At 41.8% G+C, this 26,058-nt stretch carries 25 protein-coding genes and 1 pseudogene; 10 read left to right on the top strand and 16 right to left on the bottom strand.

Annotated features, from left to right (window positions below; translation table 11 throughout):
- Positions 1 to 18: 18 nt before the first annotated feature.
- Positions 19 to 1,086, top strand: coding sequence for a hypothetical protein (locus P0078_RS19480; protein ID WP_282931555.1), 1,068 nt, complete (start codon positions 19 to 21; stop codon positions 1,084 to 1,086).
- Positions 1,087 to 1,097: 11 nt separating this feature from the next.
- Here P0078_RS19480 and P0078_RS19475 read toward each other — a convergent pair whose 3' ends face one another.
- Positions 1,098 to 1,826, bottom strand: coding sequence for a hypothetical protein (locus P0078_RS19475; protein ID WP_282931554.1), 729 nt, complete (start codon positions 1,824 to 1,826; stop codon positions 1,098 to 1,100).
- 206 nt (positions 1,827 to 2,032) lie between these two features.
- Here P0078_RS19475 and P0078_RS19470 point away from each other — a divergent pair, with 206 nt between their 5' ends.
- Entirely contained in the window at positions 2,033 to 3,019 is a 987-nt protein-coding gene (locus tag P0078_RS19470) for a transposase (protein ID WP_282931553.1), read from the top strand.
- A 181-nt stretch (positions 3,020 to 3,200) separates the two neighbouring features.
- Here the strand turns inward: P0078_RS19470 and P0078_RS19465 are convergent, their stop codons facing one another.
- From P0078_RS19465 to P0078_RS19440, 6 genes and pseudogenes are all read right to left on the bottom strand, one after another.
- On the bottom strand, positions 3,201 to 3,413 hold the full coding sequence (locus P0078_RS19465) for a hypothetical protein (RefSeq protein ID WP_282931552.1): 213 nt from the start codon (positions 3,411 to 3,413) through the stop codon (positions 3,201 to 3,203).
- A 19-nt stretch (positions 3,414 to 3,432) separates the two neighbouring features.
- Complete coding sequence (locus tag P0078_RS19460; protein WP_282931551.1) at positions 3,433 to 3,978, bottom strand: hypothetical protein; 546 nt, start codon at positions 3,976 to 3,978, stop codon at positions 3,433 to 3,435.
- Positions 3,968 to 4,573, bottom strand: a complete 606-nt coding sequence (locus P0078_RS19455; RefSeq protein WP_282931550.1) for a hypothetical protein — start codon at positions 4,571 to 4,573, stop codon at positions 3,968 to 3,970. Before P0078_RS19455 ends, P0078_RS19460 begins: the two co-directional genes overlap by 11 nt.
- Positions 4,528 to 4,764: a hypothetical protein gene (locus P0078_RS19450; protein ID WP_282931549.1), complete on the bottom strand. Its 237-nt coding sequence runs from the start codon at positions 4,762 to 4,764 to the stop codon at positions 4,528 to 4,530. The genes P0078_RS19455 and P0078_RS19450 overlap by 46 nt, the downstream gene beginning before the upstream one ends.
- Before the next feature lie 307 nt (positions 4,765 to 5,071).
- Positions 5,072 to 5,236, bottom strand: a complete 165-nt coding sequence (locus P0078_RS19445; protein ID WP_282931548.1) for a hypothetical protein — start codon at positions 5,234 to 5,236, stop codon at positions 5,072 to 5,074.
- Positions 5,237 to 5,888: 652 nt separating this feature from the next.
- Positions 5,889 to 6,548: pseudogene (locus P0078_RS19440) on the bottom strand (IS5 family transposase); the annotation flags it as partial.
- A gap of 269 nt (positions 6,549 to 6,817) precedes the next feature.
- Here P0078_RS19440 and P0078_RS19435 point away from each other — a divergent pair.
- The 5 genes from P0078_RS19435 to P0078_RS19415 all read left to right on the top strand — a co-directional run bounded on the left by P0078_RS19435 (position 6,818) and on the right by P0078_RS19415 (position 11,400).
- Positions 6,818 to 7,261, top strand: coding sequence for a hypothetical protein (locus P0078_RS19435; protein WP_282931547.1), 444 nt, complete (start codon positions 6,818 to 6,820; stop codon positions 7,259 to 7,261).
- A complete protein-coding gene (locus tag P0078_RS19430) occupies positions 7,230 to 7,661 on the top strand; it encodes a GFA family protein (protein ID WP_282931546.1) in 432 nt (143 codons plus the stop codon). Before P0078_RS19435 ends, P0078_RS19430 begins: the two co-directional genes overlap by 32 nt.
- 444 nt (positions 7,662 to 8,105) lie before the next feature.
- Positions 8,106 to 9,482, top strand: coding sequence for an amidohydrolase family protein (locus P0078_RS19425; RefSeq protein ID WP_282931545.1), 1,377 nt, complete (start codon positions 8,106 to 8,108; stop codon positions 9,480 to 9,482).
- 437 nt (positions 9,483 to 9,919) lie between these two features.
- Positions 9,920 to 10,666 carry a sensor histidine kinase gene (locus P0078_RS19420; protein ID WP_282931544.1) on the top strand — a complete coding sequence of 249 codons (747 nt, stop codon included), beginning with the start codon at positions 9,920 to 9,922 and terminating at the stop codon, positions 10,664 to 10,666.
- A complete protein-coding gene (locus tag P0078_RS19415) occupies positions 10,663 to 11,400 on the top strand; it encodes a LytR/AlgR family response regulator transcription factor (RefSeq protein ID WP_282931543.1) in 738 nt (245 codons plus the stop codon). Before P0078_RS19420 ends, P0078_RS19415 begins: the two co-directional genes overlap by 4 nt.
- A 165-nt stretch (positions 11,401 to 11,565) precedes the next feature.
- On the opposite strand, the gene P0078_RS19410 is transcribed toward P0078_RS19415, so the two are convergent.
- Positions 11,566 to 12,728 (bottom strand): IS3 family transposase gene (locus tag P0078_RS19410; RefSeq protein WP_282931542.1). Its coding sequence is split into 2 segments (ribosomal slippage): positions 11,566 to 12,470 and positions 12,470 to 12,728, totalling 1,164 coding nucleotides; the frame shifts between segments, so codons are not numbered across the junction.
- Positions 12,729 to 13,307: 579 nt separating this feature from the next.
- Complete coding sequence (locus tag P0078_RS19405; RefSeq protein WP_282931541.1) at positions 13,308 to 13,760, bottom strand: hypothetical protein; 453 nt, start codon at positions 13,758 to 13,760, stop codon at positions 13,308 to 13,310.
- Between the two features lie 846 nt (positions 13,761 to 14,606).
- Between P0078_RS19405 and P0078_RS19400 the strand changes: the two genes are divergently transcribed.
- Positions 14,607 to 14,933, top strand: coding sequence for a hypothetical protein (locus P0078_RS19400; RefSeq protein WP_282931540.1), 327 nt, complete (start codon positions 14,607 to 14,609; stop codon positions 14,931 to 14,933).
- Positions 14,934 to 16,429: 1,496 nt separating this feature from the next.
- A complete protein-coding gene (locus tag P0078_RS19395; protein ID WP_282931539.1) occupies positions 16,430 to 16,990 on the top strand; it encodes a hypothetical protein in 561 nt (186 codons plus the stop codon).
- 729 nt (positions 16,991 to 17,719) lie between these two features.
- On the opposite strand, the gene P0078_RS19390 is transcribed toward P0078_RS19395, so the two are convergent.
- The 5 genes from P0078_RS19390 to P0078_RS19370 form a co-directional block, all read right to left on the bottom strand.
- Positions 17,720 to 17,968 (bottom strand): hypothetical protein, encoded by a 249-nt coding sequence (locus P0078_RS19390; protein ID WP_282931538.1) that lies wholly within the window; start codon positions 17,966 to 17,968, stop codon positions 17,720 to 17,722.
- Between the two features lie 43 nt (positions 17,969 to 18,011).
- Positions 18,012 to 18,239, bottom strand: coding sequence for a hypothetical protein (locus P0078_RS19385; RefSeq protein ID WP_282931537.1), 228 nt, complete (start codon positions 18,237 to 18,239; stop codon positions 18,012 to 18,014).
- 973 nt (positions 18,240 to 19,212) lie between these two features.
- Positions 19,213 to 19,425 (bottom strand): hypothetical protein, encoded by a 213-nt coding sequence (locus P0078_RS19380; RefSeq protein ID WP_282931536.1) that lies wholly within the window; start codon positions 19,423 to 19,425, stop codon positions 19,213 to 19,215.
- A 250-nt stretch (positions 19,426 to 19,675) separates the two neighbouring features.
- A complete protein-coding gene (locus P0078_RS19375) occupies positions 19,676 to 20,269 on the bottom strand; it encodes a hypothetical protein (protein WP_282931535.1) in 594 nt (197 codons plus the stop codon).
- Positions 20,270 to 20,632: 363 nt separating this feature from the next.
- Positions 20,633 to 20,977, bottom strand: a complete 345-nt coding sequence (locus P0078_RS19370; RefSeq protein WP_282931534.1) for an SMI1/KNR4 family protein — start codon at positions 20,975 to 20,977, stop codon at positions 20,633 to 20,635.
- 831 nt (positions 20,978 to 21,808) lie between these two features.
- On the opposite strand from P0078_RS19370, the gene P0078_RS19365 reads away from it, so the two are divergent.
- Positions 21,809 to 22,171 carry a hypothetical protein gene (locus P0078_RS19365; protein ID WP_282931533.1) on the top strand — a complete coding sequence of 121 codons (363 nt, stop codon included), beginning with the start codon at positions 21,809 to 21,811 and terminating at the stop codon, positions 22,169 to 22,171.
- Positions 22,172 to 22,874: 703 nt separating this feature from the next.
- On the opposite strand, the gene P0078_RS19360 is transcribed toward P0078_RS19365, so the two are convergent.
- Together P0078_RS19360 and P0078_RS19355 are read right to left on the bottom strand one after the other, a co-directional pair.
- Complete coding sequence (locus P0078_RS19360) at positions 22,875 to 23,126, bottom strand: hypothetical protein (RefSeq protein WP_282931532.1); 252 nt, start codon at positions 23,124 to 23,126, stop codon at positions 22,875 to 22,877.
- 9 nt (positions 23,127 to 23,135) lie between these two features.
- A complete protein-coding gene (locus P0078_RS19355) occupies positions 23,136 to 25,253 on the bottom strand; it encodes a Hint domain-containing protein (RefSeq protein ID WP_282931531.1) in 2,118 nt (705 codons plus the stop codon).
- Positions 25,254 to 26,058 lie beyond the last annotated feature (805 nt).

Below are 26,058 nucleotides of genomic sequence, written 5' to 3'. Positions count from 1 at the left end.
AGACGCATAAATTTTCAAATGAAAAATACCTTGGCCTTACCGGAATTAATAAAGATCTCCCACAAAATAACTAGAAATAGCATTCAAGTAATAAAGGATATATTCAAAAGTATGGTTAACGGCAATGACAAAAAAAAAGAGACAAAAGCAAGTCAAATAAAATTATCACAAGACCCGCTATTTCGCCACTTAATATTTGGCTCTTTTGTAGTCTTGTTTATCATAGCGATAGTTATATTAATTCTATTAGCAATAAGCCAAGACCCACAATATAACTTTGCACCCAATTATCAAGGCTTCGAAAACTTGGTGAGATATCTTACCCCAGCCTTTAAGGCATTTGCAGGGGTTCTTGTGCTAGCAGGTGTCAGAGGTATGGTATTCCGTAGCGAGCAAACTGCTCAACAACTTAATCTTGCTTATGAGCAACTTAATCATGCAAACCGTCTCTGGGAGCACGAACAACAAAAAAGCTCCTACTCAAATTACCTAGACCACAAAGAGAGATACGAAAATTTTCTCAATCAGATAAAAAAGAACCAGAAAGTGGTGTTTACTGATAAAACAAAACTATACAAAGCCTGCTTCCCTAATAGCCGTATCAGCGATTTTAAAATATCAATAGACAATATGGGAAGCGGAGAGTCCAGATTATTCGAAGCAATCCAAACCTTAAATGAGCTCTGCGAAGCAGAAGCCAAATTTTGCAAAACCAAATCCATTATTGATTACGAAATCGAGCAACAGATCGATAGAACAAAAAAACTTTACGATATTTTAGAAATTTTGCATATCGATAGCTATGCAAGAACTACAAACCTAGATGGTGTTAATTTAAACCAAATACAAAATGCAATAGCCGTCGCTGTTAACGGTCTACTAAGTTTGTCAGCTAGTGAGGAAAGAGTCTCCGAGAATGTAATAGGTATAGGCCATCTTTACCATAGATTTAGGCAGCTGAAGCACCAGCTGAAGAAAGATAAAGGATATAATATTGTCTTTTATTTTACAGATATCAAAAACCCAAACACGGTAAGAGTTGTAGAGGAAAAAATCAGCCAGCCCTCCCCCGAAGAACTTGTCTAGTTTTTTACTCCTCAACCCACAATCGGCGCCAGTTCAGAATCCAATGAATCGGCGCTACCCTTCTGCCCACTAAACTCCCCCGCCTGGTCCGGCACTTTGGTTTTTAGTGGGGTACCGTTGTCGGTGTACTCGTGGGTGTGCCCTGCGGACGTGTTGGCAATTGCGCTGGTCACTTTGATTAAGTCATCCAGGATGCGCAGTACGTTGCTGGATTCATTGCCCACCCAAACCGTGCCGCCGTCCTTCACTACTAGCCGCTGCTTTAGTGCGGCGAAGCGCTCCGCCACTGCCTGGCATTGCTCGCTAATATTGCCCTTGCCGTCGATGCGGTAGTAATTGGCCGCGTCCTGGGCCAGTAATAAATCTTTGGCCCCCAGCTGCGGCAGCAACTCACCCCGCGCAAATACCGAGCGAATAAACGGCCGGTGCGGCAAGCCCATAACAAAGCCGAGCTCCACCAGGGCGCCCGGTTGTGGGAATGCATACAACCCCCGCTCTGCGCCAATACCCGTTACCGGCAGCGGTACCTTTTCTATTAGCGGCATAGCCGTATCCGCTTTGCCGTCCGCGCTCAGTAGCTGCACGTCTACGCAATAGCCTGGCTGTTCGTCGGTGCTCTCTACCGCCTCAGTAATGGCTACCGGGGCATTGATTACTTGCCCCCACAGCGGCAAGTGCAGACCGCCGGTTAATTCCGGGAACAGGCGCCGGACAATTCGCTTAATGATTTTTTCCAGCATCGTTAGGAAGACAATTCTGGACACCCACCAAAGTAGAAGCTTAAAGCGTCAAGTCAATGAAGAAGTTAATCCTGGACACCCACCAAACAGAAGTTAATCCTGGACACCCACCAAACAGAAGGAGTATAAACCGCCATCCCTATTGACAAAAGATTAAAACCCTACAAAATGCTGTATGTTTATACAGTCAAGTGCGTGTACAGCCGATGACTCTACCGCGAAGCACCCAGATATCTCTTGATGCAACACCGTACTATCACTGTGTCTCCCGCTGTGTACGGCGTGCATTTCTTTGTGGCAGAGATACTGAGTCCGGAAAAGATTACGAGCATCGGCGCGAATGGATTGAAAGCCGTATGCATAAGTTAGCCGAGGTGTTTGCGCTAGATATTGCCGCCTATGCAGTAATGAGTAATCACTACCATATAGTGCTCTATATCGACACAAAATCGGCTAACAAGTGGTCTCTTACAGAGGTAATTACTCGCTGGAAAAAACTCTTCAAAGCCTCTAGCTTGGCCCAGCGCTATCTTCAGGGCGATACTCTCGATCACGCTGAGGAAGACAGGCTAAAAGAGGTCGTTTCCCTATGGCGAGAGCGTCTAATGGATATCAGCTGGTTTATGCGCTGTTTAAACGAATCTATCGCCCGACAGGCCAATGCTGAAGACAACTGTACCGGCCGTTTTTGGGAAGGCCGGTTTAAGTCTCAGGCTTTACTGGATGAAAGAGCACTCGCCGCCTGTATGGCTTATGTAGACCTCAATCCGATCCGTGCCAATATTGCCAAGACACCTGAAGAGTCTGATTACACTTCGCTTCAACAGCGTATTCGTGCGACAGTCTCAGGTAAGCAGCCCAAAAATCTACTTCCGTTTGCCGGCGGTGAGCGTTTGAATATGCCGAAAGGGCTACCTTTCCAGCTGGATCACTATTTGGAGCTAGTGGACTGGAGCGGCCGGCATTTAGACCCCAGAAAACGAGGTTGTATTGCCGAAAACACGCCGCCTATTCTGGAGCGGCTCGGCATTTCACCCAAGCACTGGCTCTATCTCAACCGGAACTTTGAAAGTCGCTTTAAAGGCTTGGTGGGATCGGTAGAGGTTGTACAAAAAGTTTGTGCTCAACTCGATAAGCGCTGGGTACACGGTATAAGCGACTGTCGGCGCCTCCTCTCAGCTACGCCCTGCTAATCTGCCCCGGCCTCAAGTACTCAACAGCACGATTACCGCCCTTTTATCCAAAAGCGCGATTTCCAAAACCTAACCAGCAATTCCCAGAATTTCATCTCCTTTACCTGTAAACCAAAGAGAAAGAGCCGCCAGATGGTCAGCTAGCCCTATTGCCGGCACCACCCTTCAGTCTTTGGCTGTCCTAGATCTTTTCGCCTGTTGCAGATATATCAAAATAAACACCATTACCTCGTTCAGCAAGGTTAATTCCATCTCTACCAAGATCAATAATAATTGGATCTGTATATGTACAAGGGTGGGAGTAACCTCTTCCAGTCATACCAAATGCAAGTAATACAATTAAAGTACCCCTTAAAACCAAAAAAATACGCTTTGTTATAGCTTCAACTTTCATGTTAGCCTCATTTTTTTACCTAAGGACACATAGTGTTGGTGCCTGGCCCACAGTTATCATCTGGAGTCGGGGGGCAGGCGTGATCAAAATGACGCTGAACTGTTACATTTTGATTGGCACTTTTTACATCATCTGGAAGATTAACTTGGAAATCGACACCAACACCTGCAAATGTAACGCCCACACCATAAGCGTTTTTTGCAGTCCATTTAGCATTCAAAAGGCAACTAGTATTATTAGAGCCACCAGACCATGTAGGGTATCCAGGAATATCCTGCCCAACATTTGAATATTCAATAGGTAGAAACCTAACAAAGCTCTGACTAACTGAGACCTCTTCCCGTAGCTCCCCTGATATAATCCCAGGACAGCTAAAATCATACCCAAATGTAGCCGTTATATGTGGCACCGTTGAACTCACTTCGGCTTTTGAGATTATTTCAACATGTTCCGGCTGAGAGTCAATCCTTTGTGATGCCGAAAACGATTTTATCTGGATAGTTGCAATCGCCAACGCCCCATCAGAAACAAGCAGAAATGCAAACATGAAAATTTTAGCCTTCATCTTTTTCCTCCTTATTAATTTCATTTTTAAAGCCATCTAAATACTCTTTTCTCTCTAGACTCTTAAAAAAATTATCCACTGAAGCATCAAAATTTTTTGTTCTTGCAAAAGACAAACTACCTAAAGATTCAGTCAAGTATGACAAAAGAACCCTCTGAGCCCTGGCATCAAGTTCAGAGTACAGTTTACGAGCCCATTTATCCTCTACCTCAAATTCTATAGCTTTAATTTCGTTTTTATATGTTTCAAGAGCCCTTCCTCGCCCGTTTTTTGAATTGCATATACTTACCAGTCTCTCCGAGGAATCTTGAAGATAATCATACAGTGCCCATTGCCGAAGTTTTAGAATGTTGTTTTTCTTAAGATAAACCTCAATGATCTGTAGATCCTTTTCATTTAAACCACGCGCAATCAAGCTCTCTCTATCATTTTCACTTAAATGCTCATATTTTAAAGGCATGAACAGCTCGGAGATCGTCACCCAACCTACGTGATCCTTAAGTGATATTGTATAACTTCCATTACTATTTTTTTTCACTCCATAGCCTTCTAAATAATCCACCTCTTCACCTGCATCAACTTGATCAAACACCATCCTGAATCTTTTTTTCCAGCAACGTGATGATCTACATTCATCATCCACTCATGATCAATATCCACATCAGAATTAAATGTCTCTTTGAAAACACCAAGGACATACTCTTCATTCATGGCCGGAGTTAAATTCTGGCCTGATTTCTGCATCGGTACCGATATTAAACTTAGAAGTAACACAATGACAGTCATTTGACACCTTTTATTTTATGATTTTACCCCCCAAAAAAAGATAGAGATTATTTTTCATTTGTACATAAATTATAAAAATAAAGTTATAAAAAGGCGCTTGATAATCTTTTTTTGCCGCCAAACATCAAGATTACACACCTGTACCAATTACATTGATAAATTAACTCTACAATAGATCAGCAAACTTCAGCATTAGTAGATATTTGCATTGGCATAAAATTCTGCCTAATAAGACTTCACCTACAGACATATCCATCCCTACCTTACTCCCCCTCAAAAAAAAGAATCAATACCTAGTGTGCAAAATTTACAGCCAGAAATAAAACTGCGCTTTTTGGGATTTAGCAATTTTCTCTGCCAGCTCCTTTGCCGCCTCCTGAGTCGGCGCAGAGCCTCTAAAGCTCTCTGCTCCGCCGTCCATCACTTGAACCCGCTCAGCAAAAATGGCGTATCGGTGTATATTTTTTCCCATAATCATCTGCCCTTAATGCAATAAAAACCTAGGCCATTGTCAGCTTAATCTGCAATTCTAAATTATCCACATTGCTGGGGTATTGAATGCAACATCTTGACTAAGCAAATATGGGTAAAGTTTAAAAATAGTGAATTCCTCAATCCCGAGCCGAACAATAAGATTATTAACTAATGCTTGTGCATTCTAGTAGGAGAGGCGACCCCATCTAGAACTTGGTCACTTTCAAAGGGAACACCAGTAGAATCAGAGTATCTAGCCAGCATGTTAAACCAACTTAAATGAAAAATGGCCCGACATGCCATATCGTATGACCCATAATGCTTAACAAAGGCTTGCACAGAATCTTCTGTCATCTTCGCGTTATTAGTAATTTCATCACATGCAACACAAAGGGTCTGCAGCCAAGAACCCAAAGCGCCTATGTCTTCATAAAGCACTATATCGGCAATATTTTTTGGAAGAGAAGCAGTCTTTCTATGAAAATTAACTTCATACTTAGGGACCCTCTGATCAACGAAGCATTTTTCCAGAATTAAGCTGAGCTGCTTGAAAAATTCACTTTATTACGCACAAACGCGTAATTTTCGCGTAATAGTCCCCTAATTTTTCACCTAAAATCCCCAGTTGGCGGATTTCAGGCGCACCACCCCTAGGTGGCCAAGTATTTTCTCCCTATTAATAAGTTGGTAAAGCCTGCCAGTAAGCACAGCCTCTCAGTATTTTTTACCAGTCCCCGATAGCGGACCTTGTCATAACCAAATACCCGTTTTATGTATCGAAAGGGGTGCTCGACCTTTGCTCTTATCTGCGCCTTGATCTTTTCCGCTTTACGGAGTGCATCACGCCCTGGAAGAGTTTTTAGCTTACTCGGCTTCATTGCTATGTACCAATCCGCCTCCCGCTCTTTCAACTCTTCACGTTTCTCCGCACCAATGTACCCAGAGTCTCCCCAGATTCTTTTCTCCTCCCCGTGGAGAACTCGCTCTGTGGTTGTGACATCATGCGAATTGGCTGCTGTTGTATCTATGCTATGTATTACTCCGAGCACATCATCAACCCCGATATGCATTTTCATTCCAAAATGCCACTGATTGCCTTTCTTTGTTTGATGCATTTCTGGATCACGTTTTTTCTTTTTATTCTTGGTTGAAGTTGGCGCAGAGATAATAGTGGCATCTACAATCGTGCCTTCACGCAGCACCATGCCATTCTCAGCAAGATGCTTGTTGATTTCATCAAAAAGAGCTGCACCTAGCTGATTGAGCTCCAATAAGTGGCGAAAGTTAAGAATCGTTGTTTCATCGGGAATTGGGCTACTCAAAGTTGGGCAATTCTGGACACCCACAAAAGGTAGTGACTCCAAGCGCCACCCATATTGACACCACATAAAATACCGGATCAAATACTATTTAAATAGCCCTTCAAATAGGGCGTAACCAATGCATCTTCCACGCAGCTCTCAATGCGACGTCCTATTATCACTGTGTCTCCCGCTGAGTAAGAAGAGCATTTCTGTGTAGCAGAGATACAGAGTCTGGTAAAAACTATGAGTATTGTCGCGAGTGGACTGAATCTAGGATGCACGATCTGGCTTCAGTCTCCACTATTGATATCGCGGCCTATGCAGTAATGAACAACCATTACCATGCTGTACTTTATATAGACAAAGAAAAAGCGCTGAACTGGCCTGATACCTACTGGCAGAACATATTCAAAGCCTCCAGCTTGGCCCTACGCCATCTTCAGGGGGATACTCTCGATCACAACAAATTCAAAGAAATCATTGACCTATGGCGAAACCGCCTAATGGAACTCAGCTGGTTTATACGCTGCTTAAACGAATCTATTGCCCGCCAAGCCAATGCCCAAGATAACTGTACCGGCCGCTTCTGGGAGGGCCGTTTTAAGTCCCAGGCCCTACTCATGAAAAAGCCCTTGTCACCAAAACAATCCCTATTTAAGCAAGTTTTTGCACCTATAGGCTCATTATATGAACAGCAAGAATTCAATTACTTCCGGTAGTTGCTTGTGTGGAGCTGTGCGGTACGAGGTTAAAGGGCCACTACGCAATGTAGTTAACTGTCACTGTAGTATGTGTCAAAAACTACATGGAAATTTCGGCCCTCATACAAAGGCCCGCAAAGTCAATCTTAAGATAACAAAAGATGACGGGCTGGCGTGGTATAAAACATCAGACGTAGCTCGCAGAGGCTTCTGCCAGCAATGTGGCTCGAGCCTATTCTGGGAACCATTTAATCTCGATGCCACTGGAATTATTGCAGGATCACTAGATGGCCCAACCGGGTTGAAAACTATGGGGCATATTTTCACCGGCGAAAAATCTGATTTTTACGAAATTGATGACGAACACCCTCAATTCAAAGAATCATCAAATGGGCAGCTAGTCAACGACTACAAGTAATTCATTATTTTTTGAAACAGAGAGATAGGGAGCAACCAATGCCTATTCCACGTAGCGCGCAAATCTCATGAATGGCCACTGCGATTGCTTGAGCATTTAAAGATAGTAAAGATATAGGGCCGGGCAAAGCCTATGGAGATCGTCTCAATTGAGTAGGCAAAAGCCAGCTGACAGATTTCCCAGGATGTCGCAACATATGCTGCAACAAGCGATTTCAAGCCTGCCATCCTTTATATCGATCAAGAAACTGCTTTGAACTGCCCTTCATAGCCAAGGCTAACCTTAACAAGCCAGGAGCAGCCCCCACAACTCACCTCAATGCCACACCACTCACAGGCTTAAACTGTTCGTTCATCTACGAATATGTCGATTCGTCCATTTTTTCAACACCGAGATTACTGTCGCTATAGGCTAGGCGAAAACTCAATAGGAAAAGAAACTCTTATGAAAGTTACAGCCACTGCCTTTAGTTTACTATTAGCCTCAAGTAATAGTTTCGCCCTGGAAACGAAAAAGAATGACTACGATTTAAGAATCGATAATGTACAAATATTAACCAGTAATGCGGAGGGTTTTAGCGAGAAAAGCCGTATCTACATTCAAGATGACCGCATAGCCAGAATCACTCCAATGACCAGGACAGCCCTACCTGCTGAGAGTACCCACGACGCACAAGGTAAATATGCGATACCGGGCTTAATCGATTTACATGTGCACTTGAGTGCATCAGGGTCAACTTATAAGAATTATCAGCATCTGCCGCTAGAAACCAACTTAAACAATCATCTCTATTATGGTGTTACCACTGTTACGGACCTTCTGATGTCCAGCGAGATGATGCAGCTTATAATCCAGCTGGACGATTCGGCCCCACTAGTGTTTGCATCCGGTCCCGCCTTCACCAACCCTAAAGGTCACGGTACCCAATTCGGGGTGAAAGTTCATGAGATTGATAGTGTTGAGCAAATCAGCGCGAGCTGGGATGTACATTTAAGTTATCAACCAAAGTTAACCAAAGCCATCATAGAGACATTTGATGGTACTACCATCCCGCTTTCAGATGATGTACTCGAAGAGATCGGTAAACGCTCCCAAAGCGCCAACTTGCCGTTTTTTGTTCATGTCTCCACCCTGGAAGATGGAAAACGAGCAATCAGGGCCGGTGCCACAGCTTTAGCCCACGGTATTAATTTTGAGCCCGTGGACAATGAGTTTATAGAACTCATGCAACAAAACAAGGTTACCTATATACCCACTCTGTCGGTATATCATAATCAGGGGGATGAACATGAGCATCAATCTATCAGTCAATTAGACTTGGCGCCTATACACCCTAAAATGCAGGCCTGCCTATTTAACGAAGTCCAAGCGCCAACAACCATTAGAGAGATAGCGTGGCAGAAAAAATCCGTAGCATATAATAATGTGATAAGGCTTGCTAAAGCCGGTATTAAAATTGGCGCTGGCTCTGACTCCGGCAATCCCTATTCACCACACGGACTGGGTTTAATAAGCGAGATATTAGCGTTGCACAAGGCGGGTCTATCCAACCAGCAAATTTTACTCGCCACGACACAGGTTGCAGCAACAACTTTGAATGCAAGTGAGAATATAGGGTCAATATCCCAGGGAAAACGTGCTGACTTTATTCTGCTAAATAAAAATCCTATTGAGAACATACAAGCAATTACAAACCCAGAAAAAATCTATCTTGCAGGTGTGCCGGTAGAGAGAAAACAGCTCATCGAGAAGAGTTACGCCACTCCCCCTATCGGTTCCAGTTGTGAATCTTCTTCGGAGAAGAAAGACCATAGAATATAAAAGAACCTCATAGTATCCGCACCCATTTAAGTTGTAATTTATGGGTGCTGATACTCACCTTTAGATAACAAGAAAACACATCAAGCTGGGTTGAATTAAAACTATCTTATCTTATTTATTCCCAATATAATTTGCCAACCAAAAATAAGCTATGATAGCTATTGCTCATCACATATTTTATGTCAATACTAAAAGATCTTAAGCATCCTTTCTTTGCGAAATCATTTGTCGTCGTTTTGTTACTAGATATAGCTTGCGTATTTGTCTTTTTTGAATCAGGAGATATAAGTTCGGTTAGCAGTGCCCTCACTGGTGCTCCAATATGGTTTGTTTTCTTTTATTGGCTACCCACTTGGTCCACAGCTCTCATTGTATTGCGCCTTAGACGCAGAGGGTTTCATTCATTGTTAATAGAGTGGATGATCCTGGTAGTCCATATGACTATTGGCAACCAGTGCGTTAGCTGGTTTATAGAGTACGCCTTTAATGTCGAAGGCGGATTGAATATGGGACTGGGTATTATTTTTAATGGGCTAATGTGGGCTACCTGTTTATACTGTTCTTACGCCATGCTGGAATACCGCCATAAAGCCTCTGAGCAAAAGCTCGCCATGCAGAAAGCAAAATTACAAACATTACGTTATCAGCTAAATCCACACTTTATGTTTAACAGTCTTAATACAATCTCCTCCTATATTCATAGCGATCCACACCTTGCTGATGAGGTTTTACATAAACTGGCAGATATTTTGAGGTATTCTCTCGACACTGGCGAGCTAGAAGAAACTACAATCAAAGAAGAAATTGAACTAATTAATAAGTATTTAGAGATAGAAAAAGTACGTTTTGGTGATAATTTGAAGGTAGAGATTACGGTAGACCCAAGAGCCAGTGATGTCTCTATCCCTCCCCTATTATTACAGCCAATTTTTGAGAATTGCTTCAAACATTGCCGTACAATAGAAAGCTTACAGATTCAATGTCGTATCTACTTAAAGAATGACAAGGTAATTATTGAAGTCGCAGATAACGGATATGGATTTCAGGAAAGCGTTCTTAGTTTTATCCACTCACAGGGAACTGGAATTCATAATTTGCGCCAGCGCATTGAGCTACGACCAAATGGAAAACTTACTCTAAGCAATCAAAACGGTGCCCACGTTAAAGTTGAGATGTCTGTATGAATTTAAGGGTCATTATTGCCGAAGATGAAGCACCGGCAAGGAATAAATTAAAAGCTCAACTGGCAACTATTAAGTCTATTGAATTGGTTGCCGAAGCAAAATCTGGACTGGAAGCATTAACATTGATCGAGGAGCATCAGCCACAATTATTACTGATGGACATTGAAATGCCTCATCTTAGTGGATTGGATGTACTAGATGCCCTAACTTACCAACCCTATATTATTTTCACAACAGCGTATTCTAAGTTTGCTATTGATGCTTTTAACCACGATACAATCGATTACTTGCTTAAACCCTTCCCATTGCAACGCTTAAAAGCTGCCATCGAAAAAGCGGAGAAGCGAATCAAACTTATTCATAACAGTACTCGGGTAGGGGGTGATTCGATAGCACTAAAGCGCCTCGTAAGTAAGTGCGATGATCGTATGGCCTTTATTGATCTGAACGATATTTATTTTATTAAGTCGGAGCAAGGTTCAATTATTGCTCATACGGAGAAAGGCATCAAGCCCTTACAAATGGGCTTAGATCAACTAGAGCAAAAGCTTAATCCAGATCAATTTCTGCGCCTACACCGGAGCTATCTAATTAACCTGGACAGAGTCTCGGAAATTCAGCGTTATTTGAACGGAAAACTGGCAGTTATTATTGATGATGAACAGAAAACCACTTTAATATCTAGCCGATCCGGAGCCGATAGACTGAAAATGATATTCGAGCAGGGAAGTTAAGGAAATAAAATGTATTAAACTACCAGGGCTTGGGATTATTACTGAAGACTTTCATAAACTTTATCAAAATACACTAATTAAGCCAACACTTAGAGAAATAATGACCCAAACCTACAAGAGCGGCAGTAATAACTGTGATCCTACCCATCAACAACGGACACACCACTAAGCGACTAGTTGTTCCTCAAACGCCTCAGGGCTGAGATAGCCATTGGCGCTGTGTAAGCGATTTCGATTGTAGTCTATCTCTATATACTCAAATACGGTCTCTCGCATGAGGCACCTTGTGGGAAAGCGGTTACCATGGATTGCTTCTACCTTAAGTGAGTGAAAGAATGTTTCTGCACAAGCGTTATCATAGCAATTACCTTTGGCGCTCATGCTGCACCGCAGACCATAAGCTGTAATCAAAGATTGATAATCTTTAGAGCAATACTGGCTTCCCCTGTCAGTATGCACGATAACATTCGTAGGTTTCTTACGTCGCCATAAAGCCATTTGAAGAGCGTCACAGACCAATGTAGCTGTCATCGTTTCTGACATCGCCCAACCAATAACTAGCCGACTATATAGGTCTATCACTACAGCCAGATATAACCAACCTTCTTCCGTTCGCAGGTAGGTTATATCCCCAGCCCATTTCTGATTCGGCCCTTCAGCATTGAAGTTCTGCTCGAGCAGATTTGGAGCTACTGGCAGACCATGTTTTGAATAGGTTGTGGCTTTATATCTCTTGGCGGCTTTAGCCCGTAGGCCCTGTCGACGCATGCTGGCAGCAATTGTTTTTTGATTATATTTACTCCCCTCACTGGCCAATTCCTTCGTCAGGCGAGGAGAGCCACTACGTTCTTTACTGGCTATAAAGCGCTGCTGTACCAAGCTATCGAGCTGCATTCGGTACTGCTGGTACCTGGATTGGCCGGCCGATCTTGACACCCAGTCGTAAAACCCACTGCGAGATACGTTCAATACCTTGGCCATCGCTTTGATGCTGAATTCATGCCTGTGCTTTTGCATGAAGGCGTACCTCATTTCAGGCTCTTTGCAAAGTACGCTGCGGCCTTTTTTAAGATCGCTAGCTCCTCTGCCTGCTCAGCCAGCTGCCGCTTAAGGCGAGCATTCTCTGTGGCCAGCTCTCTCTCGGCATCCCCTCGGCTCTGATGTAACTTAGCCTTGCTTCGCCATCCGTAAATCTGAGAAGGATGTAACCCAAGCTGTTTAGCGGCAACGCTTACCCCAACTTTGAGCGCAAGTGCTAGGGCATCCTTTCTATATTCCTCTGAGTACTGTTTACGAGTGGTTTTGGTTGGTTTATTTGATCTTGTCATAGAGCACCTCTGCTGCGTAGTTTATCGCTTAAGAGAGTGTCCGTCGTTGGTGGGTAGGATCACTGGCAACACCCGTAAAGGCAGTAGCTTCAAGCGCCATCATGCTTACACCGGATCAAATACTGTATAAATAGCTAACCAAGTAGAGGATAACTTGATCTATAACGGCCCTGAATATCCCGCCAGGAAGCAAGGATATATATTCCTCACCATAGGATGGAGTTATAAGATGGCATCTCGAAAACACCTCTAGCCATTGATCCTTTTACAGATACGGCTTAGTACAATAGGTGTAATGCCAATGCAAGACACTATCATTTTAGCGAAAGCCTTTCATGTAGCAACCACAGATCGCCAGCCCAATGAATTTATGCCAAGTGACTATTGGGTAAGCCATACCAGGAAGGGAGTTTTAGAGAAGGTGTGGCAGCCAATAAGGAATAAACCGAAGTAGCTGAATTACATCACTCAACGATTTTATCCATTGGTATGTGAACATCTTTTTAATAAGTATATTAATAGGAGGGGGAAGTCGCCCCTCCTATTAAGCTAAAATCGCATTATCTAGCTATATAAAACTCAAGAAGCTTGAATTGAGGTTTTGCTTTGATGCGCGCTCGATCTGGGAACCTGAACTCTATATTCTGGGAACATGTTTACGGTAACAGAAAAATCACACTTAGTAGGGCCGGCAACATGCTTCAGTCCCCACCAGTACTTTACTCTAACAGTTTCGCCTGGAGCGATGGAATGGCCGTAGCTTACAAAACCATCTTCTATTGGAGTACCTGATGAATTACATAGATATGCATCCCAAGTCATACCATTATCATCGAGATCCAAAAAAACTTTGGCGTCAAGGATGGGAAATTTTCCAGTATTTTTGAGTTCTACAATCCCCTGGATATAACTTCCCTCTGTAGAATCCTCTATACCAGTCCATGCAGCCCAGTGAAAACTGGTTGCCTCAAGACTATCAGAAATGAATGGCTTATCTGTATCCCAACCTTCAACATGACCAATATTTGACATGATTAATCCTTTTCTTCAGAAATATCATTAAAAAATTAATGACTGTAAGCGGGTACTGCCTATTTCTAAAAACTAAAGTATGAAAAGAGGGGAAGTAAAACAATAGCAAATCAAAAATTACGAGATTTATGCTCTGGGCTTGGCCCTAAACTCCCCCAATAATTGTGCACCCCTTGGTGCACTGGCAGAGTATTGGGGTCATAAAAATTGATATCAACCCTTAAATAGCAGATGGACAATAGTTGCGATAATAACAACGCCAAAATTTTTACTGACGTAACTATGCATGCCACATAAAGCTGCATTTAATGCATCATTGGTTTGGCAGTGCGCTGGCAACAATTAGTCATCATAAAGGCTACTCAAGCTACCAGAGTCAAAACAAGACAAAGACACCCACAAAATTAGTATTATCTGACTAGTGGTACGGTATGACCAAGAGTCTTATTTTAATATTCGTTGAGCGAATTGAGGGGCGTATCATTAGACGAATATCAGTACGTCGTACCGAGGAAAGTGAACCAATAAACATAGATCTATGAGAAGGGTGTAACCACGACTATTAAAAAATATTCGAAAGAAAAGAATGGAACTAATTATGAAAGAGCCAAGAATATGACCGAAGCAAAAATCAGACAAAATGTAAATTTTGCCCCTAGAGTCCCCCTAGAATCGGAGAAAGATCTAGAAAACTCTAGGCAGCAAGAATAAAAGGGAAAATATTTAGGACGACAATAATTAGGAACAATTCTGGACATCCGTAAATGTAGTAGCTTCAAGCGTCACCCAAATTAATACCACATAAAATATCGAATGAAATTTGTATAGATAGACAAGTAGTAAGTAATGCCTCTTACGCGCAGTGCTCAAGCCGCACTAGAGGCCCCCTACTACCACCGTGTCTCCAACTGTTTACGAAAAGCGGCTCTGTACGGTAGAGATATAAAATCTGGCAAAACTCATGAAGATCGCTGTGAGCAGATTGAACCTATGGTCCTTAATCTGGCTTCAACCTTAACTATTGATATTGCTGCCTATATTATAATAAATTACCACTACCATACCGTACTTTATATCAACAAAGAGAAGCCTCTGAACTGGTCCGATATGGAGGCCATCCTCTACAGGCAAAATATATTCAAAGCCTATAGCCTGACCCTACATCCTGTCTAAGAAGATACTCTCAATCATGGCGAGATAAGATATTTCAAAGAAGTCATCAATTTATAGAGAAATCGCTTATTGGATTTTAGCTGGTATTTTCGCTACTTAAATGAGCCTATTGCCCTCCGAACCAATGCCGAAGAAAATTGTACATGCCGCTACTAGGAATAGCTGATTTCAGCTCCAGGCCTTACTCAATGACAAGCCCTTGCTCCCCGTATAGCCTATTTCTATCTAAACTCTATTCGTGCCACTATAGCTAAAACACCAAAAGAAAGTGGACTCACCCGAAAAGTAAAACAACGTATGTGCAAATCTTACCCTCTTTCTTTTAATGCAATCTCAGATTAAAATTGTCCAATAACTATCATCTCCCCCTTAGATAAATCTTTATAGGATACCTTATCACATACAGTGATACACAATGTGCTTATTTTATAGAAGACTTATCCGTTACAATTAATAAATGGGGCACTCTAAAAGTTACAAGTTATGCACCAAATCAATAAGTTGGTTTGGATAAAACTTTATGCAGTTTAGGTAACTAGCACCTCTTCTACCCAGTACTAAAATCTGTTTATAGGCATCCTTTATTAACACTACACCTCCCCCTATGCCCTAAGGGAATTTCTGTTAAGTAAAGATATAAGGTCAGTTAGAAACTATAGAAATAGTCGCAAGGTGATTGAATCCAGGGAGCATAATCTGACTTTAATCTTCTCGATTGATATGGGTGATCACTACCATAACATAATTTATATAAACAATGAAAAGGCACTGAAATAGCACAATGTCGACTTCATCTCCACTGAAAAAGAATCAAAACTTTCATTTTGGTCCTGCAATATCCCCAAGCAGATACTCTTGATCACAGCGAGATAAAAAATAATAAGAAATCAGTGATCTAGGCAAAATAATTTGATTTAACCTAAACTGGCTTCTGCCCTATATGAGTTAGCCTATTGCCGGCCGGGTCAATGTCAAAAATATATCACATCTGGAACGATTATTTCACCCCCCTTTTCAGACAGCAAGTGTCATATTTTGAACCCTAGACCGTAGCCTAAAAGATAGACATCAAAATGATCCTATTGGATTTTATTTAGAATCTAAAGTGCTTAAGGTAAATAGATATTTATTAGTATTTTGAGCTGGGTTTACCAGCCTTCGCCAGCGACTAAGCCCAACTCAAAACACCCAAAATATACGTCCAACGAAATTATATTCTCGCCCCTCTAGCAAATGGCAATCCTATTCAACCAAGAACCATAGACTGCAAAAGAATACTCAATCCAACTAACAAAGTAATTTTGATTTTTCGAGAAAAATTCAATTTATTTTTAGTACAAAAGAAAAAATATTGAATTTGCATATCGGTAATCGACTTTATTAGCTGCAACTCAACATATCCGATTGATTAATTTATTTTTTAGTAGATCCGCCATCCCTAATAGTATTCAATGGTCTTGCTTGATGCCTGAACAAACACTATTAGGGAGAATTTCATGTCAGAATTAAATGGCTTGGCGCTGGAAACCACGCAGGGAATGGGAATTGACGTAGGTGAACAAGAAAAGAAGATAATCATGAATGAAATTGTTAAGGATGCGAGGAAGACTGCAGCCAAGATTGCACGTGAAGATCCTTCACCTAAAGGTCGCTCTACAAAAATTACCCAATGGGCCGAATTTTATGCAAATCGTTCTCGCATACGAATGGAAAACAAAACGACTAGCTTTGGTGGATGTGGGTTTATGGGAATACCTGAAAAGCGAGCCCGATTTATTGCATATGGTCATATCTCAGAAGCGATAAACAGCCTAAGAGGCGCTCAGCTTTTGGATCAAAAAGTGGTAATGCTTACAAGGTTGGGAGCCAAATTAATTCAGGGGCAGCTATTGCAAGAATGCAACAATCGATACACCTATATCGTCTTGCATATGCTCGCTGAAGTTTACTCAGCAAAGGTACCCCATCCAGATGACTTCTTTACTCGTGAAAAAACATTTCACCTAAAGGTAATCATGGAGCAAATAAATACAATGTACAACCAAGCAGTTGTGTGATTTGTTGCCAGGCTTAAGGCCGTCACCAAATAGTTATTGTTTAGTCAGTTAATTTAATTTTGACCAACTATAGCCAGCACCCAAGCTGGATTTAGCAAACCTTAAATTTGACCACAAACATAGATATAAAGAAAAACAATAATGTAATTATATACAAGCCGGCAGGTGCCGGCTTGTATACTAAAGCAGTACCCAAAGTGGGCTTTCTGCAAGTGAAGCTATACCACTGTAAAATATCCAACCTGATCTATGAACACACAAAGCTAGTAGCTTTCTCAAACCTAGCACCATCTCACTAAAACTTCAAAATCCCCTTAAGAGATTTGTTAAGATAAGTAAAAGTAGTTCGATTAGCCCGCAATCTTGAAATAGACAATTAGGTCGGCAGGGCTTGTTTTCTACCAACGGCATCGCCATCCTACTACTAGTCAAGCAAACCCACTTCAGACTTACGTTATAATGTTTCCCCATCTAAATTATAATAAAGAAAGAAAATATAAAGACCAGGATTTATATACCCCAGCCTCAGACTTAAAACCAAAACAAGTAAAAATTACTACATCAGAATATTTTATATTCTTCTTAAGCTGTGGCAGATTAAATCCAATCAACAATTACAGAACATTCATTTGTGACTTTTTGGAGAACAACTAGCTCTTTAAAAAATTTATATAATGTCTACCTTCTTGATCATAGTTACGCACCAAACCAATTATTAATAATTTTCTACTATTTAGGACACTCCCTCTTCTCTAAAACCCCACCCCTTTTGATTGAGTATTCAGTATAACTCCCAGTCATGATATCGAGAATTTGCAACCAAGAATAAAACTCCGCTTTTTCGGACTTAGCAATTTCTTCTGCCAGATCTCTTGCAGCCTTTTCTGTGGGTGCAGTATCTCTAAAGCTCTTTGCACCGCCATTCATTAAATGAACACGCTCAGCAAAAATTGCAAATCGATTAACTTTTCTGCCCATAATAGTTCTCCTTTCTAGTATAAACAGCCTGAGCCTTATATTCTCACGCTGTGACTTCCATCCAGTTCATACTGCGCTCAACCTCTCGCATCTGTGCCAGAGTGAGTTCCAACTCGCTACGCAGATTTACATCCACAAACACTGAAAAGCTACGCACGTACTTTGTATAGTTAAGAATGCAGATGGCGTACATTGGCTGGTCATTAAAACCCGAACGATAGCGGCAAATCCGAACCGGCTCTCCATCAATAGTAATATTTCTACCCCGCATATCCACCTCCAGGCACAAGACTGTATGTACATACAGTATACGATAGCTAGCTTAGCGACTGTCAAGCCACAATCAGTGCCAATCCAGAGCTTACCTTGCCGGTACCACCCTATACTCGCTGAAATCTTTAGATTTATCAGATACTTTGGAAGGGGCAGAGAATTATTGGCTATTTCTGGTAGGGCCAATCTATCGTTAGGAGTTGCCCATCAACACCTTTACACTAAGGTAGTTGGGCTAAAGTACTTTAACTATTTTTGAGTGGCGGGCGCCTGGAGAGGGTGGCCCGCCAGTGCTGGTCTCTATTGGGAGCCGATGCAATGAAGTGGGGAAAACTTGATCAAAAGAAACTGGATTATATTGTCAAAAACACTCCGTTCACGCTCAGGCGATAGAGTATCTCACCAAAACGCTGTCTTTGATATAACCAGAACTTTGTAAGTCGCTTTAAAGGCTTGGCAGGATCAGTAAGCGTAGTACAGCAAGCTTGTTCCCGACTGAATAAACACTGAATACACGACATCGGCAACTGTCTGCGCTTCCCTTCCAATGCATCCTACTAATTTCAGTAGAATATCTTGATACCCCGCCTTTCAGGTTTTTTCCAAAACTATAGGATTTTCACCTCAAGTATAAATTTTTCGGTATTTTATCGCCCTTAAGCACTAAATCAGTTAGAAATTGAATCGAGTTTAGTGCTGACAGAAAAGTTATAATCTTTTTTTAAATTGTGGATATCCAGCTACCTCTATTGTCAAGAAGTAAAACATCGCCACCCCAGAGGAAGCTCGTATATTTATTGTGAGTAACCTTACCAATACGATGGCCAAGCGAATCGTACTGGTAGTGAATTTCTTGTTAAAGCTGCTCAACACCTTTCTCTACCTTGAGTTTTCAACCAGCACCAACTGTTGGCGACTTTTGTAGTAGGTTTGCAGTTTTGCCTTTTACCACACAGCTCTGCGATACGATTTTAGTGAATGTCGTAACGATAGTCGGTATTGCCAAAGAAAGTTAAACAGTTGTCTTTGACTTGAGTGGTGCAGGCCCGCTGTTTGGCTTCATCTTTCGAGTTCGCATCGGAAAAATTACTGTGCGCAGAACCATGCACAAAATACTCTGGATTGGGGCTATCAGCCCGGGAGAGGCGGTCCAGTGCATCGTAGTGGTAGCCTGCGGGTGGCACGTAAACTATTCTCGATTTTGAGGATCACCCGGCAGGACCGATGATCTCAAGTCATATTATCAAGATTCGATCCTGATGGAGCTCCCCCTTGTAAAAATTCAACCCTGGCTACTGCCGGACAACGTCCATGAATCGATGTCCAGCGGCTTCCTAGGCCTTATTCGGTAGAGGGCTATCGCCTCCCTCCCACCTTTCAACGATTTTCCTTTGTTGGCTGAGCGTCCAGAATTACCTGAAAAAACTGCTGGCGTTAACAAATAATTCCATCTAATTGTAATAAGGCAGCTTTAAATTCTTCTTCACTTCCACCTAATCGTTTGAGTAACCCGTTCGCATCGCCTGTTACAGCTACACAATCTTCTGGACTATCCGCAAATATACTCATTATCAACTCCAATTTACCAGGCCAAGAACTAGCCTTAATACTGGAAGCTTGGTCTCTTGGTGACGTGATCGTGTAGTAAGGCCATTTCGGAAAAGCTAGAGAGTTTACATCACAATTCATAAATCGACAGTTATCCAGCTCTGCGCCTCTGAAATCGCAATCGACAATACCACCAGTTTTACCGTGGAATTCTTCCCATTGACCAAAGTCGCAACCGGAGTACCGCCCTAAAAAATTTACGCCTTTCAAGTTTACTTTACACCATTGAAAGTCTGCTAAAGTTACCTTTGAAATGAAGGTACTATCAACAACTGAAACTCCTGAAAAAGACAGAGCTTTCGCTGAGGCCTCGGAAACAATAGTACACCTATTTAAAGTCAATCCAGGCCCCAGTACGTTAACTTCAGCATCCTTTAAAACAAGCTCTTGACCATCTAAAGTTTGATTTTTAAAGTTCATATCCCACCTAAAATATAACCACCCTATACTGCTCGCCAGGTGTTATTTTGTAAGAAAATTCGTGTATTTTTGATTCAGGTAATTTTAATAATAAGATTTATAGATCCCCCTATGGCTCTACGTCATCAAGAGCAGGTGAACTTGGGCAATCCCCCTCATCTTAATATAGGCAAAGGGAGGGCCAGGGTAACCATTGCAATTAGAATTTACATGCAAATTTTATTGATTGTAATTTAAAGAAAATTGGCTGGATAGATACTTGATATTCATCGCTGAAAAATAAATTACTATCTTTTCAAGTTAAACAACTAGACAATCTTTTTTAAGGGCCTAAAAAATCATTAAAGTTATCCGCAAGGCACCTCAGATTCCTTGCTTCTTACGCTTCATGGTTCCAAAAGTAAACTTTTCCAAAATTAGCTTTATCAACACAAATACATAGATTATTCCCCCTCCAGCCACTGCTATAGGAAAGTACCCTTTTGGTATCCGGGAATTATCTACATAGACTTTTTTCATCCAATCTATGCATCGCTCTTCTTTTTCAGTGAATCCATAGAATATTCCAACCTCTCCCTTTGGCCTATCTTCACTACTAATCTCTGAGGTATGTTTATAAAAAAAGCCATAAGGATCTACAGAACAAACATTATTCTCAATTAAAATCTCTATACTCTCCGGGAAATTGATACCCCAGCTCACCCTCAAATTTAGACACCAAGTCTTCGGAAGCCTTTTCAGGCATTGAAAAAATTTTCACTGAAATTCTCGTTTCTATCTAGCGGCCATATGCTGGCCCAAGCAAATGACCCAATCTGACAAATTTATCAAGAAGACTCACTCCTCCTGTATGGGTAAGAGGCCCATGAATTGAGCTAGGTAGAAGTTAACACACCCCTAAGTCTTGATAATGATGCATGTTAAACGATTTTCATGCCTAACAGATTTATTGATTCAGGTCAACTCATCCTCTACTCTAAGGTCATCCAAGTCACTTCCCATTTATTTGATTTTAACTGTATTCGCATTCAAAAATTCATGAGCATCAATTCTCGACACCCTCGAAAGCGGCAACTTCACGCACCAGCCATATTGACACCGCATAAAATACTGGATTAGATACTATTTAAATAACCAATCAAATAGGACGGATAACCAATATTTCTTCCATGCAGCGCTCAAATATCGCTATAGGCAACGCCTATTATCACTGCATCTCCCACTGAGCGCGAAGAGTATTTCTGTGTGGCAAGGATATAAAACCTAGCAACGACTATGAGCGCCGTCGCGAGTGGATTGAATCTCGGATGCACAACCTCGCTTTAATCTTTTATCTTGATATCGCTGCAAATGCGGTAATGAGCAATCACTACCATATTGTAATTTATATCAACAAAGAAATAGCATTAAACGGTCAGATAATGAGGTTATTTTACGCTGGCAAAAGTTCTTTAAGGCTTCTAATTTAGCTCAGCGCTATCTACCAGGCACGACGCTCGATCACTACGAGATAATAAAGCTAAAGGGTGTCGTTACTCTATGCGAAATCATTTGGTAGATCTTAGCTGGTTTAGGCGCTGTTTAAACGAACCTATGACCAGCCAAGCTAATGCCGAAGATAGCTGTACAGGCTGCTTCTGGGAAGGTCGATTTAAGTCCCAGGCTTTACTGGATGCCCTTGCTTCCTGTATGGCCTATGTCGATCTCAACCCTATCCGTGCCAATATGGCGAAAACTCCAGAAGCGCCTGACCACACTTCGGTTCAACAGCGTATTCGCACAGCAATCTCAGGTCGGCAACCTAAAGTGCTTCTGCCGTTCATAGGGAGCGAGCGCCTGACAGGCCAAAAGGGCTGCCCTTCCAGTTGGCATTATCTGGAGCTGGTGGACTGGAGTGGCTGAAATTTTGATCCAAGAAAACGGGGCTGTATTGCCGAGAACACTCCCCCTCAAGCAGCTTGGTATCTCACCAAAACACTGGCTCTACCTCGATCGAAACTTTGAAAGTCGCTTTAAAGGCCTAATAGGATCAGTCGAGGCAGTACAGGAAGCCTGCACCCTGCTCAATAAATGCGCGGTATACGCATCAGTAACTGTCGGCAATTACCTTCCACTATACCCTGCTAATTTCAATATAATCTCTCGATACTACCTCTTCTGACTTTTACCCAAAACCACAGGGGATGAGCCTCAAGTATAAAACTTTCGGTATTTCATCACCCTTAAGCTCTAAATTGGTTATAAATTGCATTAGTTATAGTGCTGATAACAAAGTCAGAACCATTTTTCAAACTGTGAGTGTCCAAGACAAATATCACCCTAAATATATTATTTTCCACTCCTCATTTGTTTTCAGATTATGAAACTTAACAAAATCTGCCTGATCTAAATAAAAGTCATCACAAAATCTTTTTAACATCACTACATATACCAGCTCTTCAATTTCTTCGCGGGAATAGTTTGATTTAAGCACTTCAAATTGACAGTTTAAGATTCTACCTTCCACCTCAAGACTTGAGATTTTTATAAGCTCTTGCCCATCTTTTTCAATTGAGTAGTAACCAGGGGGGTAAGATCACAAAATGTGCCTTCAAAGCTATCAATATCAGCTATCATCATTTCTACCTATTAGTTCTATAACCATGCTATTTAAATTCTCAGGGTCAGATAATAGATCCTCCCCCAACGATTGGATAACAATTTTAAAGGCATATAGTAATTCTGCAACTGATGGCTTTCGACTAAACCTTTCGGTATATTCAACCGTAATTTTTCTCAAAGCCATACTCAGCTCGTCAACAGGCTTATCCCCTGATATAATCTGATACCCACAAAAATAACTATCATCCCACGCCATAACATCCTCCTAGCAGTACTTTTTAATCAACTTATTTACTTTTGGATCTGTAAGTGGTATTTGACTATTTTTTAGGTCAATCCCTTTCTCAATAAGCTGATCGTAAATTCTTCTTTCATGATAATTCATTTGATCCGGCGTCAATCCATCTAGTCCAGGGTATTGCTTAATAGTCATTTCAGTTTTCCAGCCTTTATTGACAGGATCAGCAATACCTTCTGCTGTGTGTTGAGCTTGTCGTGCTTTTATTGTTTGCAATGTTTGTCCAACATAAATAGGAGAATCACTCTTATTATAGCCAATGTAAACTTTGCCATTTACATCGCTTCCATCATTGTGGACAAGAACTTTCGAACTACCCACGTAGTAGGTATGAGCATTTTCTACAGTTATATTGAAAGTATCTTTTTCACCCGAGGTCACTAAACTTATTTTGTCAATGTTAGAACGCTGGCCATTCTCTAGCAATACCTCCATTCCAACATCCAAAAATCTCGCTTCAATCCACTCTTCATTTTTGGGCATCCAGAAACGGTGGTTACACGTGGCAGTAATAACGCTTCCAGATACCACAATCTCAACCCAATCAACTGCCTTATTTCGATGCAAGGCCGTAACTCTATTTTCCACTACTTTTTTAAGATTTTCATCCCAAGAACTAACAAGAGTTCCTATTTTAATATCTTCAATTTTTGCAAATGAATCCGGCGTTGCTACTAATGTACCAGCTCCAAAACAAGGAATCTCCCTATTACCTGATCCCTTAGAAAGATCTGGCTTAGGTTCAGGTATGGTTTTATATTTTCCTACACTGGAATCATAATAATAGCCTTCAGGATTCACGCGTGCATGCCGAGGTACAGTTTTACCCTGAGCTATTCTTTCTTGAACAGACTGAGCACCTGGAGGTAACAATGTATTAGTGTCTGCAGCATTGGAATTACTATTGGGGCTACCTCCAGAACTGCTACTACTTTGGCTGGAGCTACTAGAAGTAGCAGAGCTAGAATTGCTCGAAGACGGGCCGCTGGATTTTTGCGGCACCGTAACCTCCGAAGAGCTCAAATCAGAGAAACTTGCACTGCTGCCTTTTGCTTTGCCGCCCCTTTTCTTAAGTACCCGCTGCTGCAGCTTCTTCAGTTTAGCGAACTCCATCATCAGCTCACCGAGCTTCTTGAAGGCCCTTAATAAGCGTGCATTTTTGACTACAGCCACAGCTGCACCGACGCCCCCAGTTATCGCTGCGAGGACGATAGTAAGGACTATTTCAAAGGCTCCGCCACCAACTAACTTAGTAACTTCAAGGCTGTGTTGGGCTTTTACATAATCCTCGGCAAAGCGGATAATAATTTCGCGCAGGGAGAGATCATCATAAATAATCTGGGCAACATCAACGGCCAGTTCCAGCTGCTGTTTAGTAATTTTAGAAGGGTCAAAACCGAGCACATCCACTGCTTCACGTTCTAAATCGCTGAGGTATTGCTGGCCAGATTCTTCGAAGCTTTTTCCATGTATGAAGTAGTTTACTGTGGCAACACCCAGCCTATGAGATTGGCGCAAGGGGCTTAGCATTTCCGCTACTTCAAGGATATCTTTTGTCCATACCGCCAGTCCCCAGGCGGCGTCACCAAAACCGCTAGCAGCACTCCCAATATAAGCTCCCACTTTCCCCATGGTGGAACGCTTTTCATGTTGTTCCTGGATTCGTGCTGATTCTGCACGCTCCTGAGCGATAATTTGCTGCAATCCCAGACGGATCTTAAGCATCAATTCAGACTGCTTAACTGCAATGGCCGACGCTGCCGTGTGCGATTCCTCAATTATCAGGCGGTTCTGTACCAGGGCGCTGTAAATTTCTTTTTCAGAGTGAGATAGGTGGCCCGGAGGCTCAGATAAGGGCCCTAAAAAAATAGTGCCTGAGGTGCCAGCTTGAATATTCGTGCTCAGCAAGTTACAACAATTACCACCCAAGCCAAAAAAGTGCCCATGAATTTTCTCAATGACGGCATCGTCGAACATCGAAAGCAAGTGGTTAGCATCGACTTGCATAGGTATGCCCATCTGGTATGCCCAACCAATCCTAACTTCGTACTGGATGCCTTGCTTATTTTCAACAGTTAGCTGCATGATAATCCTTTAAACACTTACGCCTACCTGGATCTAGTGGGGACCAAATTCAGTGAATCTTCACTCGAGAGCACTAGAGAAAGTCCAGAAAACTCCAGAAAATTTTTGGTCGAATTTATTGAGCAAAATGCTCTTTGACTAAGACCAGTGGGTCACTTATTAGTGGCCACTCTGGAAAAAGCCGGCGCCGATTAAAATCGAAGTTGCAAGATCTGCCAATAACACGCCATTACATAAAGAAACTGCCAGGAAGAGCACCCTCTATCAAAATAAGGGAGTTTTATGATCGCCTTATTAGAAGAGTATTACCGATTAGGCTCTTCTCTTAATTTCTAGCTTGGAGAAATAATAAGCCCTTGTAGCGTCGAAAAAATTACAAGGCTGAGATCTACTTCGCGAGATTACCGCAATTTAGATCAATACGGTAGCTAGCATTTGGCGAGAATATGACTAACAGCCCAGGGGCTAACTCAAAAGCAAAGCTTCCTAATATCTACCGAAAGTGTTTGCCGATTTATTTTTAATAGACGGGAGAAGTGGCACGATCGTATTGGAATCGTATTCCTGTTCACCGTATCTTCGTATAAAAACAATCCACTTAATTCCATTAGTGAGGCCAATTTTTATCGTTGAATATCAGCGTACAATTACTAATAGCTATCAGCTGTTAAATAAAGTTGGGCGAGCAACGACACTGGACCTTCAAACTTGTGACATAAATCACAAGAGTACGCCTGCCATAAAATCGACCTTGGGGCTAAAACACTTTGCCGCGACTAGGATCAGAGGGGAGAAAGGTGGTAAC

Origin of the sequence: Microbulbifer sp. VAAF005, assembly GCF_030012985.1 — a bacterium.
Taxonomy (GTDB): domain Bacteria; phylum Pseudomonadota; class Gammaproteobacteria; order Pseudomonadales; family Cellvibrionaceae; genus Microbulbifer.
This window is presented reverse-complemented; position numbering and strand designations above follow the sequence as displayed.

Bases quoted from the DNA above. Each gene is read 5' to 3' on its own strand.
- P0078_RS19480 (WP_282931555.1), top strand. From the start codon at position 19: ATGAAAAATACCTTGGCCTTACCGGAATTAATAAAGATCTCCCACAAA.
- P0078_RS19475 (WP_282931554.1), bottom strand. From the start codon at position 1,826: ATGCTGGAAAAAATCATTAAGCGAATTGTCCGGCGCCTGTTCCCGGAA.
- P0078_RS19470 (WP_282931553.1), top strand. From the start codon at position 2,033: ATGACTCTACCGCGAAGCACCCAGATATCTCTTGATGCAACACCGTAC.
- P0078_RS19465 (WP_282931552.1), bottom strand. From the start codon at position 3,413: ATGAAAGTTGAAGCTATAACAAAGCGTATTTTTTTGGTTTTAAGGGGT.
- P0078_RS19460 (WP_282931551.1), bottom strand. From the start codon at position 3,978: ATGAAGGCTAAAATTTTCATGTTTGCATTTCTGCTTGTTTCTGATGGG.
- P0078_RS19455 (WP_282931550.1), bottom strand. From the start codon at position 4,573: ATGGTGTTTGATCAAGTTGATGCAGGTGAAGAGGTGGATTATTTAGAA.
- P0078_RS19450 (WP_282931549.1), bottom strand. From the start codon at position 4,764: ATGACTGTCATTGTGTTACTTCTAAGTTTAATATCGGTACCGATGCAG.
- P0078_RS19445 (WP_282931548.1), bottom strand. From the start codon at position 5,236: ATGGGAAAAAATATACACCGATACGCCATTTTTGCTGAGCGGGTTCAA.
- P0078_RS19435 (WP_282931547.1), top strand. From the start codon at position 6,818: ATGCACGATCTGGCTTCAGTCTCCACTATTGATATCGCGGCCTATGCA.
- P0078_RS19430 (WP_282931546.1), top strand. From the start codon at position 7,230: ATGAACAGCAAGAATTCAATTACTTCCGGTAGTTGCTTGTGTGGAGCT.
- P0078_RS19425 (WP_282931545.1), top strand. From the start codon at position 8,106: ATGAAAGTTACAGCCACTGCCTTTAGTTTACTATTAGCCTCAAGTAAT.
- P0078_RS19420 (WP_282931544.1), top strand. From the start codon at position 9,920: ATGACTATTGGCAACCAGTGCGTTAGCTGGTTTATAGAGTACGCCTTT.
- P0078_RS19415 (WP_282931543.1), top strand. From the start codon at position 10,663: ATGAATTTAAGGGTCATTATTGCCGAAGATGAAGCACCGGCAAGGAAT.
- P0078_RS19405 (WP_282931541.1), bottom strand. From the start codon at position 13,760: ATGTCAAATATTGGTCATGTTGAAGGTTGGGATACAGATAAGCCATTC.
- P0078_RS19400 (WP_282931540.1), top strand. From the start codon at position 14,607: ATGCCTCTTACGCGCAGTGCTCAAGCCGCACTAGAGGCCCCCTACTAC.
- P0078_RS19395 (WP_282931539.1), top strand. From the start codon at position 16,430: ATGTCAGAATTAAATGGCTTGGCGCTGGAAACCACGCAGGGAATGGGA.
- P0078_RS19390 (WP_282931538.1), bottom strand. From the start codon at position 17,968: ATGGGCAGAAAAGTTAATCGATTTGCAATTTTTGCTGAGCGTGTTCAT.
- P0078_RS19385 (WP_282931537.1), bottom strand. From the start codon at position 18,239: ATGCGGGGTAGAAATATTACTATTGATGGAGAGCCGGTTCGGATTTGC.
- P0078_RS19375 (WP_282931535.1), bottom strand. From the start codon at position 20,269: ATGAACTTTAAAAATCAAACTTTAGATGGTCAAGAGCTTGTTTTAAAG.
- P0078_RS19365 (WP_282931533.1), top strand. From the start codon at position 21,809: ATGCGAAATCATTTGGTAGATCTTAGCTGGTTTAGGCGCTGTTTAAAC.
- P0078_RS19360 (WP_282931532.1), bottom strand. From the start codon at position 23,126: ATGGCGTGGGATGATAGTTATTTTTGTGGGTATCAGATTATATCAGGG.
- P0078_RS19355 (WP_282931531.1), bottom strand. From the start codon at position 25,253: ATGCAGCTAACTGTTGAAAATAAGCAAGGCATCCAGTACGAAGTTAGG.